General features: G+C 72.7%; 13 protein-coding genes and 1 pseudogene. 5 read left to right on the top strand and 9 right to left on the bottom strand.

The genetic code is table 11. The annotated features are described in order from the left end of the window. Window positions 1–262: hypothetical protein (locus OFY01_RS11055; RefSeq protein WP_266598764.1), on the top strand; the 262-nt coding region annotated here is incomplete at its 5' end. Window positions 263–371: 109 nt separating this feature from the next. On the opposite strand, the gene OFY01_RS11050 is transcribed toward OFY01_RS11055, so the two are convergent. Beyond that, complete coding sequence (locus tag OFY01_RS11050; protein WP_266598762.1) at window positions 372–1163, bottom strand: SAM-dependent methyltransferase; 792 nt, start codon at window positions 1161–1163, stop codon at window positions 372–374. A 152-nt stretch (window positions 1164–1315) separates the two neighbouring features. On the opposite strand from OFY01_RS11050, the gene OFY01_RS11045 reads away from it, so the two are divergent. After that, on the top strand, window positions 1316–1921 hold the full coding sequence (locus tag OFY01_RS11045) for a DUF4328 domain-containing protein (protein WP_266598760.1): 606 nt from the start codon (window positions 1316–1318) through the stop codon (window positions 1919–1921). On the opposite strand, the pseudogene OFY01_RS11040 reads toward OFY01_RS11045, so the two are convergent. The 6 genes and pseudogenes from OFY01_RS11040 to OFY01_RS11010 form a co-directional block, all read right to left on the bottom strand. Then, window positions 1909–2049: pseudogene (locus OFY01_RS11040) on the bottom strand (Txe/YoeB family addiction module toxin); the annotation flags it as partial. The gene OFY01_RS11045 and the pseudogene OFY01_RS11040 overlap by 13 nt on opposite strands. Before the next feature lie 509 nt (window positions 2050–2558). Next, complete coding sequence (locus tag OFY01_RS11030) at window positions 2559–3869, bottom strand: hypothetical protein (RefSeq protein WP_266598758.1); 1311 nt, start codon at window positions 3867–3869, stop codon at window positions 2559–2561. After that, the gene (locus tag OFY01_RS11025) at window positions 3866–4564 is read right to left on the bottom strand and encodes a hypothetical protein (RefSeq protein WP_266598756.1); all 699 of its coding nucleotides are present in this window, start codon (window positions 4562–4564) and stop codon (window positions 3866–3868) included. Before OFY01_RS11025 ends, OFY01_RS11030 begins: the two co-directional genes overlap by 4 nt. Window positions 4565–4788: 224 nt before the next feature. After that, entirely contained in the window at window positions 4789–6285 is a 1497-nt protein-coding gene (locus OFY01_RS11020) for a PTS transporter subunit EIIC (protein ID WP_266598754.1), read from the bottom strand. Window positions 6286–6337: 52 nt separating this feature from the next. After that, window positions 6338–7273, bottom strand: a complete 936-nt coding sequence (gene murQ, locus OFY01_RS11015; protein WP_266598753.1) for an N-acetylmuramic acid 6-phosphate etherase — start codon at window positions 7271–7273, stop codon at window positions 6338–6340. Between the two features lie 131 nt (window positions 7274–7404). Further along, window positions 7405–8325, bottom strand: coding sequence for a MurR/RpiR family transcriptional regulator (locus tag OFY01_RS11010; protein ID WP_266598751.1), 921 nt, complete (start codon window positions 8323–8325; stop codon window positions 7405–7407). 143 nt (window positions 8326–8468) lie between these two features. Between OFY01_RS11010 and OFY01_RS11005 the strand changes: the two genes are divergently transcribed. Both OFY01_RS11005 and OFY01_RS11000 read left to right on the top strand, forming a co-directional pair. Continuing rightward, the gene (locus tag OFY01_RS11005) at window positions 8469–8849 is read left to right on the top strand and encodes a hypothetical protein (protein WP_266598749.1); all 381 of its coding nucleotides are present in this window, start codon (window positions 8469–8471) and stop codon (window positions 8847–8849) included. A gap of 148 nt (window positions 8850–8997) precedes the next feature. Further along, complete coding sequence (locus OFY01_RS11000; RefSeq protein ID WP_266598768.1) at window positions 8998–9276, top strand: DUF4031 domain-containing protein; 279 nt, start codon at window positions 8998–9000, stop codon at window positions 9274–9276. On the opposite strand, the gene OFY01_RS10995 is transcribed toward OFY01_RS11000, so the two are convergent. After that, window positions 9221–9769, bottom strand: a complete 549-nt coding sequence (locus OFY01_RS10995; RefSeq protein WP_266598747.1) for a GNAT family N-acetyltransferase — start codon at window positions 9767–9769, stop codon at window positions 9221–9223. The genes OFY01_RS11000 and OFY01_RS10995 overlap by 56 nt on opposite strands. A gap of 241 nt (window positions 9770–10010) precedes the next feature. Here OFY01_RS10995 and OFY01_RS10990 point away from each other — a divergent pair, with 241 nt between their 5' ends. Continuing rightward, the gene (locus OFY01_RS10990) at window positions 10011–10667 is read left to right on the top strand and encodes a dihydrofolate reductase family protein (protein ID WP_266598745.1); all 657 of its coding nucleotides are present in this window, start codon (window positions 10011–10013) and stop codon (window positions 10665–10667) included. Window positions 10668–10686: 19 nt separating this feature from the next. On the opposite strand, the gene OFY01_RS10985 is transcribed toward OFY01_RS10990, so the two are convergent. Then, on the bottom strand, window positions 10687–11283 hold the full coding sequence (locus OFY01_RS10985) for an HD domain-containing protein (RefSeq protein ID WP_266598766.1): 597 nt from the start codon (window positions 11281–11283) through the stop codon (window positions 10687–10689). Between the last annotated feature and the right edge of the window lie 13 nt (window positions 11284–11296).

Here is an 11296-nt window from a genome sequence, read left to right as displayed (position 1 = left end):
CGCCGCGGCCGTCGCGGCGGTGGGAGCCCCCGGCGCGCAGGCGGCCGCGCCGGGGCCGTCGGACCCGGTCGTGTCACCGGAGGCGTTCGACGGGGCTTCGCACGCCGCGGACTCGGCCAGGACCAGCACGCAGGACGCGCAGTGGGCCAACCGCGCCCACTGGAAGGGCGAGAAGAAGCCCGAGAGCGTCAACAACGTCGGCGACGCCGTCCACCAGGTCGACAAGACCGGCGGACAGCTGCTGAAGTCGCTCGGCCGCTAGGGTCTGTCCGGCGGACCAGGTCGGATTCGGGAAAGTGTCGCAGTTTCGCCGGAGACTGCGACACTTTCGCGGGGGAGGGTCGGGGCGGGGGAAGCGCCGAGTGACTTTCTCAGGCCTCTACGGGGACGAGGGTCAGGTACGCCAGACCCATGACGCCGCGATACCCGCGGAGCCACATGCCGCGATGGCGGTCCACGCGCTCACGCGTCTCCTTCGCCAGCGGGTGGTCGGGGTGGGCGGCGAGCCATTCCTCGACGTCGGCCTGGTAGGCGGACTCGAAGTGCTCCCATTCGTCGAGGCTCGCGCTCTCGATCCACGCGGGGCGAAAGCCCTCGGCTATGGCGAGGTCGACGAGCCCGGCGAGGTCGTGGAACTCGGACGCGGAGGCGTCCGGCCACATGGCGGACAGCTCGGCGGCGAGCGGCGGACGCTGCCAGAAGCCCTCGCCGAGCAGGACACGGCCGCCGGGCTTGACCAGGCGGTGCAGGGCGCGCAGCGCCGCGGCGGTGTGGTGCGGCGGTTCGGTGTCGGTGAGCGCGTGGCTGGAGCTGAAGCACAGGACGACGTCAGCCGGGCCGCGCGTCGTGTCGACGGCCGACTCGTGGGCGAAGTGGACGCGCTCGGCAAGGCCGCGCCGCTCGGCGTTGGCCCGTCCGCGCGCGAGATCGTCCTCGGCGAGGTCGATGCCGACGCCGGTCGCGCCGGGTGTCGCTTCGAGCAGCCTGAGCATGAACTCCCCCCAGCCGCACCCGATGTCGAGCACAGTGGTGCGGGCGGCCGGGTCGGCCGTACCGGTGTCTGTGCCGGTGAGCCGGTGGATCAGCCTGGCGGCCCGGTCCTCGGAGAGCGGGCCGTGGAAGGTGAGCCGGGTCAGTCGCGGCGGGGCGAGCCTGTCAACCATGAGCCGGACCCTAGGCAGCGCGAGCGCTCGGCGACACCGGTTTTTCCGTGGCGGTCCCGATCGGGGAGTGGCAGTACGAGCAGCAGACCGTATGATCTCCGCGCCCCGCCGTCCGCGACAGCCGCGCACGCCTTCGAGACAGGCCCACGACGATGACGCCCGCCACACGCAAAGCTCCCTGGTTCCTTGCCCGTTGCGCGCAGGCGGCGACAGCGGCGGCCGCCGTCCTGGACGCGTTCCGCACGGTGGCGCTCCGGGACTACTACCTGCACCGTACGGCTGCCGCCCTGCACAAGTCGGCGATGATCTCCATGGTCTTCGTCTACGCGATGACCCTGACGCTCGTGCTGCTGCTGGTGTGGCTCGACCGGTGCCGGAGCAACGCCCGGGAACTGTCTCCCCAGGCGGCTCTCCCGAGCCGGGGCTGGACGGCGGGTTCGTGGTTCATACCGGTGGTCAACTTCTTCGCCGGGCGCAAGTCCGTCCTCGCCATCGGGCGTGCCAGCTCCACGTCGTGGGAGGGGAGGCGAGGCACGACCCTGGTGAACCTGTGGTGGGGCGCCTGGATGGGGCACGTGGCGGTGCTCGCGGTGGTGATGCGGATGGCGCCGGGGTCCATGGTCGTTCTCGTGGTGGCGGAGGCGCTCATGATCGCGGCGGGCGTGCTGCTGGTGCTCGTCATCGAGCGCATCACGGCGTTGCAGCGCGACGCGTTCGGCGCCAGCGCTCCGGCTGTCGTGGGCGCTCAGCGCTCGTAGTGATAGCGGCAGGCGGCGACGCGGATCTCGTCCTCGACGATCTTGTACACGAGGCGGTGTTCGTCCGTGATGCGACGAGACCAGTAGCCTTGGAAGCCGTGCCTGAGAGGTTCGGGTTCACCGATGCCCCACCCGCAACGCCATACGCGCCACTGCCGCACGGGCGCGGACGGCCTCGGGTGACAGGGGTCCCGCGGCGACCTTCCCGGTTTCGCCCCGGCGCGTGCCGCACTTGCCACCGGGCAGAGCCTCCGCCGGGCCGGGCCGGGCAGGCCGCAGTCCGCGCATTCCATGAACCGGGGTGGTGCCGGCGACCGTACGGGTCTCGTACGGGCTCCGGTGGGAGCTTGTCCGTCAGGCGGCGGCGGATCGGCGCCGCCGGGCTGTGGGCGGGGCGCGGCAGGCCGCTGGTCAGGGCGTGCCGGAGCTGCGGTTCCGTGGCGCCGCGCTCGAACCAGCGCTCGGCGAGCAGCGCGAACGCGCGGCTGCGAGTGGGGCGTTGGCGCGCCGCGCCGGTTCCGGTGCCACCGCCTCGGCTGACACACGGGATGCCTTCGGCCCGGAGGCTCACAGGCCGCCGCCCGTGCCCCCGGGACGGCAGCGGTTCCATCTCGTCGAGTCGCGCTCGGCACGTCGATCAATCCGGAAGGCGTGTGGCCGAGACGGACGACGGGTGGCGGCGCGGGGCGTGTCGGTACAGCAGGACGAGGCCGGTGAGTGTCCCCGCCGCGAACGGTGCGGCCAGCAGCAGGTGGTGGACGGCCTCCGAGTCGATGAGGTGAGCCGTCGACGCGTCCACGCGGGCGCCGAACGTGCGTGGCGTCATGCCCCCCGGGTGGTCGAAGGCGGCGATCACGATGGCGTAGGCCACCGCGGCGGCGGAGTAGCCCGCCCAGTGGCGGACGAACAGGGCGGTGGCCGTCGGCTTCCGGGTACGCGGGCCGAGCGTCGCGTCCATGGCGTAGTGGACGCACGCGCTGTAGAGGAAAGCGACCTGATAGGCGAAGAATGTGAGCAGGTTCGATCCGAGGGCGCTCAGGTCGTAGTTGAAGAGCGGGCTGATGTGCAGCGTCATTGGTTGGAGCGCGGCATCACCGAGTTGGTGTGCGCAGTCGGTCCACGGCGGATAGCCGTGTTGGCCGTCGGCGCACCACAGCTTCGCCGCCGCGTACGAGGCCCCTGTCGCCGCGCGGGAGCTCAGCACCGTGATCAGGGCACAGTAGGCGGCACCGGCCAGCAGGGACCGGCCGATCCGGGCCCGCACGGTGTGCCTGCCCCCGCGCAGGGTCGCGAGCGTGAAGAGAGCGACCCTGCGCGCCGACCAGCTGGGGGCGGCGGACGGGCGGCGGCGTCGACGCCTGCCCGTCGTACGGGCGAGGAGCGCGCTCAGCGCGGCGACCGCTCCGAGGAGCAACAGGTGAGGGGTCGCGACGTGGGCGTCCCGCAAGGTGAGCGCCAGCGTTTCGCCGCCGTCCGCGGCGCTCGCCAGCCGGAACGCCCGTGTCACCGAAAGGGCCGCGAGACCGGCGAGCGGCGACAGGAGGAAGAGGGCGGTGGGGAGGTGCAGCGGGGCGCCACGGCCGCCTCCCATGCGGCGGGCGACGGATGACGCCGCGACGCCCAGGAACAGGAGGAACAGGGCGAGCCAGAACGCCTCGTACGCCACGGCGTCGATACCGGCTCTGCCTCCGTACAGCCAGGTCGGGGACACGGTGGGAAGGCGTAGAGCGTCCACGGTGTGGAGTGGGGCGGTGCCGGGGCCCAGGCCGTCGGCCCAGTGGATCTGTGCGGGCAGTACGCCGCAGATCTGTACGAGGGTGACGGTGACGCACACGGTGGCCAGGGGGCGGCGGAGCCGGTTCAGCCGGTCTCGCCACGAGCGCTCGTCACGTGCGTCGCCGCTCTCGGCAGCAGTGGGAGCGCTGGACGCGCTGGGAGCGCCGCTCATGACTGATCCGGGTCCGCGGTCACCCGGAAGTCGTGGCCGTCGTTGTCGACGGTGGTGTTCCAGTCCCTGTCCCCGTCCCACCACGAGATGCGGGCCCGCCAGGTGCAGTCGGACGTCTTCGTCGTGCCCACCAGGTACAGGGCGTAGTAGTCGTCGTTCGTGACCGTGCGGGGAAGGTGCGGAGGGGGTCCGAAATTCTTGGCGAAGGCGGCCGCCTCCTTCTGGTTCGGGCTGGACAGGAGGCGGCGTACGGAGATCTCCCTGCCGACCGCCATGGCGTCGAGATTGATGCCGAGCGCGTCCGGTGGCTCTTCCTTGCCGCACCCGGGTCCGGTCAAGGGGCCGGGGCTCCCGGTGAGCGGCGCGGAGCGGCTGGTGACGGTGACGGTGAGATCGGTGATGCGGACCGGCTTGTCCATGTTGCCGCGCAGGGTGACCAGAGCCGCCACGAAACCGCTGTGCTCGATGCGTCCCCCTTTCTCCCAGCGGGCGTACTGGCGTTCGTCGCCTGCCCGGAGGCCGCGCTTGAACTCGGCGGTCGCGCCGTCGCGGATCAGATAGTGCGCGAAGCACGGATCGTTCAGCTGGCGCACTTGCAGTTTGACCGAGTCGTCGGGGAAGAGTTTGTGCCACCCCATGCAACCGGCGGGCAGTGCGGCCAGGAGGAGGGTGGCCAGTACGGGCTTGCTTTCCACGCGCGCGACGAGGCGGCGGAGCGTGGCCCGGACGCGGTGGGGTCGGACGGACGCCGGGCCGGGCGCGGGAGTCGGGCCGGGTGCGGGAGTCGGATCGTCCGGGCGCGGCGTGTCCGGCTGGGTCTGCTGGTTGTTGCTCACCTGCCGTCCCCCTGATGCCGCCCCCCTGGCGTCGTACGTGCCAGTCTACGACGGAACGGCGTTCCCGCGCACCGGAGTTGGGGTCAGTCGGCCGCTGTGGCCGGTGAGCTTGGAGGGGAGGCCGAGGATGCGGGGCCGGGCTCCGCCGCGCCCGCCGCCTCCGCCGTATCCGTGTTCAGCTCCGCCGGCATCTGCCCGCTGAAACCGAAGAAGTGCGTGGCCAGGAACCCGACCGCGTAGCCGACCAGGAGGCCGCCGCCGTAGATGGCGCACTCCGTGCCCAGGCCCCTGTTGCCGTCCAGGAGCGGGAACAGGGCCCAGCCGGACGGGCCGATGGCCGTCGAGCCGACCTTGTCGCCCAGCATCGAGAAGAAGCCGACGAACGCGCCGCCCGCCGCGCCGCCCACGCACGCCGTGACGAACGGGCGGCCGAGGGGGAGCGAGACGCCGTAGATCAGGGGTTCGCCCACGCCCAGGAAGCCTGCCGGGAGGGCCGACTTGATCGTCGCGCGGATCGAGGTGTTGCGGCGCAGGCGCTGGTAGACCGCGATCGCGCAGCCGACCTGGCCCGCGCCCGCCATGGCGAGGATCGGCAGGAGCGCTGTGTAGCCCTGCTGTTCGATGAGCGTCGCGTGGATCGGGATCAGCGCCTGGTGGAGGCCCAGCATGACCAGGGGGAGGAACAGGCCGCCCAGGACCAGGCCGGCGAACGCGCCCGTGTTGTCCAGGAGCCAGTTCGCCGCCGTGCCGATGCCGGCCGAGACCTCACCGGCCACGTACATCAGGCCGAAGACCGTGACCAGGCCGGAGACCAGGACCGTCAGGGTGGGGGTGAGCAGGACATCCACCGCCTCCGGGACCCGCGTGCGGCACCACCGCTCCACGTACACCGCCAGGACCGCCGCGCCCAGCGCGCCCAGGACGCCGCCCTGGCCCGGTGCGAGCTTCTCGCCGAACGCGCTGACGTCCGCCACGCCCGGGAACACGATGACCGCCGCGACCGCGCCGCCCAGGATCGGCGTGCCGCCGAACTCCTTCGCCGTGTTGAAGCCGACGAAGACCGCGATCAGCGCCATGAAACCGGAGGCCGTCGCGGCCAGCGCGGGGGTGACCGAGGGCAGCCATCCCAAATTCGTCAGGAGGCCGTTGACGCCCGCGATGACGCCGCAGCCGATCAGGGCCGGGATGAGCGGGACGAAGATGTCGGCGACGCGGCGCAGGAGCAGCTTGAACGGGGTGGCGTTCTTCGCCTTCCGGCGCCGCTTCAACTCCTCTCCCTGCCGCGCCAGTTCCTGCGCCGTCACCGTGCGGGCGGCTGGCCCCTCCGCCGCCACCAGCGCCTCGAACTCCGGCGTCACCCGGGCGACCTTTCCCGGGCCGAGCACGATCTGGTACGTCTCGTCCTCCACCACGCCCAGCACGTCCGGCAGCGCTTTCAGCGCCCCGTCCTGGACGAGCGAGCGGTCCCTCAGGCTCAGGCGGAGCCTGGTCATGCAGTGGGCCACGGACGTGACGTTCGCCGGGCCGCCGACGAGGGGGAGGATCGCGGCGGCGGTGGCGCGGTTCTGGCTCTCGCTCATGGTGCGTGGTGCCTTGCTCTGTGTGCGTGGTGCCTTGCTCTGTGAGGGTGTCTTACGAGACGGCCGCCGTCAGCGCGGCGCGCAGGTGGCCGTCGGACTCGGCCAGGAGGCGGGCCGCCGTCGGGCCGTCCACGTCGGCCAGGACGACGAGGATGGCGGGCTTCACCTCCCCGTCCGTCGCGGTCAGCGCGGCCTCGATGGCGTCGTCGTCGGCGCCGGTGGCCAGGGACACGATGCGGCGGGAGCGGGCCCGCAGCTTCTCGTTGGACGCGCGGACGTCGACCATCAGGTTTCCGTAGGTCTTGCCGAGGCGGATCATGGTGATCGTCGACAGCATGTTGAGGACGAGCTTCTGTGCCGTACCCGCCTTCAAACGGGTTGAGCCGGTGAGGAGTTCGGGGCCGACCACGACCTCGATGCCGTGGTCGGCCGCCGCCGCGAGCACGCTGTCCGCGTTGCAGGACAGGCCGATGGTGAGTGCGCCGTAGCGGCTACGGGCGTGCTCCACCGCGCCGATCGCGTACGGGGTGCGGCCCGAGGCGGAGATGCCGACCACGACGTCGTCGGACGTGAGAGCCAGCGCGTCCAGGTCCCCGGCCGCCAGTTCCTTCGAGTCCTCCGCGCCCTCGACCGCCGACACCATGGCCGTCGGGCCGCCCGCGATCAGGCCGACGACCTCGCCCGGCTCCGTGTTGAACGTGGGCGGGCACTCGGAGGCGTCCAGGACACCGAGCCGCCCGGCCGTGCCCGCGCCCGCGTAGACCAGGCGGCCGCCACGGGCCATGCGCTCGGCCGTGCCGTCGATCGCCGCCGCGATCCGGGGGAGCTGGGCCGCGACGGCGGTCGGCACCGACGCGTCCTCGCCGTTCATGATCTTGGCGATCTCCAGGGTGGGCAGTTCGTCGATCTTCGCCAGCTCGGGACGGAACGCCTCTGTGGTGAGCGTGTCCAGCTGGGCGCGTAGGTCACCGTACGGGGTGGTGGACATGGTCGTCGCGACTCTCTGTGCGGAGGGGCGAGGGGTGAGGGGTGAGGGACGAGGGGTGAACGGGGAGCGGGAAGCGGGAAGCGGGGCGGCAGGACGGCTGCTGGTCCGGCTACAGGCGGCTACAGGGCGGTCTACTTGCGCGGCGCCGCCCGGTGGCGGTGCGCAAGCGCCTCGTACGACGCCGAGAGCGCGGGCGCCGCCGTCTCGTACGTGCGTTGCGCCACACCCACGAACAGGCAGTCCACCACGAGGAGTTGGCTCGTACGGGACGACATCGCGGCCGGGCGCAGCTCGCTCTCGCGGGCCGTGGACGTGGTCAGGACGTGGTCGGCGTACTGCGAGACCGGGCTGTCGGGGCGGCCGGTGATGGCGACGGTGGTGGCGCCGTGCTCGAAGGCGACGCGGAGGGGCTCTATCACGTCGCCCGTGGTGCCGGAGTGCGTGATCGAGACGGCCACGTCGCCGGGGCGCAGGGTGACCGCGTTGGTGACGGCCAGGTGCGGGTCCGAGTGCGCGTAGGCGATGTGTCCGATGCGGAGGAGCTTCTGGGCGAGGTCCTGGGCGACGAGGCCGGAGGCCGCCATGCCGTACAGCTCCACCCGGTGGGCGTTGGCCAGCGCGGTGACGGCCGCGCCGAGCTGGGCGGTGTCCAGGCCGGCGGCGGTGTCGGCGAGGGTCTGCTGCTCGTCGTAGGCGAGCTTGGCGACGACGTCCGCGATCGGGTCGTCCACGGCGATGTCGGCGGTGACGGCCGGGGCCCGGCCCGACTGCTGCTGGGCGGCGAGGCCGGCCAGCGCCAGACGCAGGTCCCGGTAGCCGGGGTAGCCCAGGAGGCGGGCGGTGCGGACCACCGTCGCCTCGCTGGTCCCGGTGAGCTCGGCGAGGCCGGTGACCGTGAGGGCGGCGCAGCCCGCCGGGTCCCCGGCGACCGCCTCGGCGACGCGCTGCATGGAGCGGGTCATCGACGGGGCGAGGGTGCGCACCTTCGCCGCGAGGGCGGCCGGGGCGGGCGGCGCCTCGTGGGCGAAACTTTCCTTCAGGTCGTTGCTCACGCTCCGAAAGATATTTTCGCCCGGTGAGGTGGTCAAGGGGGCCTTGGTCCCGGCGGGCGTGGGACGGGCGCACGGCGGGCGCACGGCGGGCTTGCGGCGGGCGGAGGGCGGGTGACCGGGCGGGTGTGCCGCACAATTGCTGCATGGACACCATCAACCCCTTGGAACAGGCCCTGCACGCGGCGCGCGCGCTCGTGCTCGCGGACCTGAAGGCGGGCGACGTCGCGGAAGCGGACATCGTCTCGCTCGTCGAGGAGTCCATCGCGTCGCGCCGGTGGTGGGTGGAGCAGTGGCCGGAGGGCGTCGAGTACGTCACCGGCCTCGTCGCCCAGGACGTCAAGGACGCGCTGCTGGAACGGTACGGCCGCTGGCCGCTCTGTCCCGTCTGCACGCCGGACCCGCACGCGGGCGGGCCGCACGCCCTCGACGTGGAACCGGAACTCGGCGCCGATCCGCACTGGGTGTGCTCGGAGGCCGGGGTCGTCGTGGCGCCGGTCGGCGGCCTCGGGTCGGTGGCCGGATGAGGTGCGGGCTCCGGACGAGACGCGGGTTCAGCATGAGACGCGATTTCAGGATGAGGCGCGGGTTTCGGATGGGCCGCGGGTTCCGAGTGGGGCGCGGGTGTCGGATGAGGCGCGGGTGTCGGGTGGGGCGCTCGGCGCCGGCGGCGCGATGACGCTCTACATCGACCCGCCGAACTGGCCCGGCCACGGTCGCATGTGGTCGCACCTGATCAGCGACGTCTCCTTCGACGAGCTGCACCGTTTCGCGGCGGCGCTGGGCGCCCCGCCGCGCGCCTTCGACGGCGACCACTACGACCTTCCCTCGCACCGGTACGCGGACGCCGTGCGGGCGGGCGCCGTGGAGGTCGGCTCGAAGGAACTGGTGCGCAGGCTCACCGAGGCGGGATTGCGCCGCCCGAAGGGGCGACCCGCGGGCCGCTCCGGGTGAACAGGACGTCCGGCCCGGCGCTCGCGGTGCCGTCGTCGCGTCGTACGAATCCGGCCCGTTCCAGTACGCGCTGGGACGCCGTGTTGTCGGGGTCCGTGCGGGCGATCACCGCCGTCACCCCGCTCTGGGCCAGCGCCCACGTGGTGAGCGCGTCGGCCGCCTCGGTCGCGTAACCGGCGCCACGCGCCGGCGGGACCAGGTCGTAGCCGATCTCCACGAGCCCCCGCGCGTCCGGCGCCGAGTGCCATCCGATGCCGCCGAGCGCGCGGCCGTCCTCGGCGCGGACGACCACGTACGCGCCCCAGCCGGGCCGGTAGGTTCCCTCCCGCCGCATCCGTGCGGCGGTTCCCGCGCCGACCCGCGTCCCTCCGTTCGGGCCGCCGCCCAGCCACGTGAAACCGCCGGTCCCGCCCTCCAGGGACAGTCCGGCGGCGGCCTCGTGGGACAGCTCGTGGAGGCGTAGACGGGGCGCGGGGATGGTGAGCAGCTGCATGGGGCGAGCGTGCACCGGCCCCGGAGGGCGTTCAAGCGGTTTTCTGCGGTGGCGGTGGCGGTGGCGGTGGCGGTGGCGGTGGCGGTGGTTGCGGTTGCGGCGGAGGCGGCGGAGGCGGTGGAGGTGAGGGAGGAGGTGACTTGGGTCGCGGCGTGGCGATGAGTTCGCGTGGTCCGGAGGGTCTTCAGTGGGGACGGGACATCAGCGAGTCCCTGTGAGGGAAGTGCGACGAAAGGGCGTCATGAGCGAGCCGCAATTGCTGAGAGTGCAGAACTTCAACGTCTCCCGGGACGGCTTCGGCGCCGGTGAGGGGCAGAGCCTGGAGCGGCCCTTCGGGCATGCCGACCCCGCGGCGATGTTCGCCTGGGCCGGTGCCACGGCCAGCTGGCCCATGCGTACCGATCCCGGCGGCAGCCGGGGCCTGGACGACTACTTGACGCGGGACTACGCGCGCAACATCGGCGCGGAGATCATGGGCCGCAACAAGTTCGGTCCCCAGCGCGGCCCCTGGAAGGACTTCGACTGGCAGGGCTGGTGGGGCGAGGAGCCGCCGTTCCGCACCCCGGTCTTCGTCATGACGCACCACGAGCGTCCGTCGTTCACGCTCTCCGACACCACGTTCCACTTCGTCGGTGGCGACCCCGCCGCCGTGCTCGAACGGGCGAAGGAGGAGGCGCGGGGCAAGGACGTGCGGCTCGGCGGCGGGGCCGCCACCATCCGGGAGTTCCTGGACGCCGATCTCGTCGACACCCTGCACGTGGCGGTCTCGGACGACGTGGAGCTCGGCTCGGGCTCGCGCCTTTGGGAGTCACCCGAGGAACTCCTCGACCGCTTCCACCTGGACGTCGTGCCGAGCCCGAGGGGCGGAGTGACCCACCACCTCTTCTGGCACAAGTAGACGTGACGCAGTCTCCGGCCTACTCCGTCAGCAGGGCCAGCTCCGTCGTCAGGTTCTCGCGGGCGCCCGCCTCCCACTCCCTGCCCCCGTGCGGAGTGCGGAACAGCCGTGGCAGGCCCAGGAGTTGCCGCAGGACCGCCGCCCGGCCCTCGCGGAACGCCTCGTCCGGGACGAACGCGTACTCCTCGCGCACGGCCCTGGCGTACGCGGCGTACGCGTCCGGCGGCGCGGCCAGGATCGCCAGGTCGGCGTCGCACAGGACCTCGCCGTTGGTGTCGCCGTCGGCCGGGTCGTGGGCGACGGTCAGGCGGACCAGGCGGGCCACCTCGGCGACCTGTGGCGGCGCCAACCCCGCCTCCGTCAGGGCCCGTTCGGCCAGCGCTGCCGAGCGTTCCTCGTTCTCGGACCGGTCGGGACGGTACACCGCGTCGTGGAACCAGGCGGCGAGCCGTACGAGCTCCGGCTCCGCCGCGTGCTCCGCGAGCACGTCGACGTGGTCGAGGACCGCGGCGAGGTGGTCCGTGGTGTGGTACCTGCGCTGCGGTTCGGCCCAGCGGGCGAGCAGCCGGTCGGCGTAGGCGTACGGGTCGACGTCGGGGCCGCCGGCGCCGGAGATCGGAAGAGCGTCG

It is taken from the genome of Streptomyces beihaiensis (assembly GCF_026274175.1).
Classification (GTDB): Bacteria; Actinomycetota; Actinomycetes; order Streptomycetales; family Streptomycetaceae; genus Streptomyces; species Streptomyces beihaiensis.
This window is presented reverse-complemented; position numbering and strand designations above follow the sequence as displayed.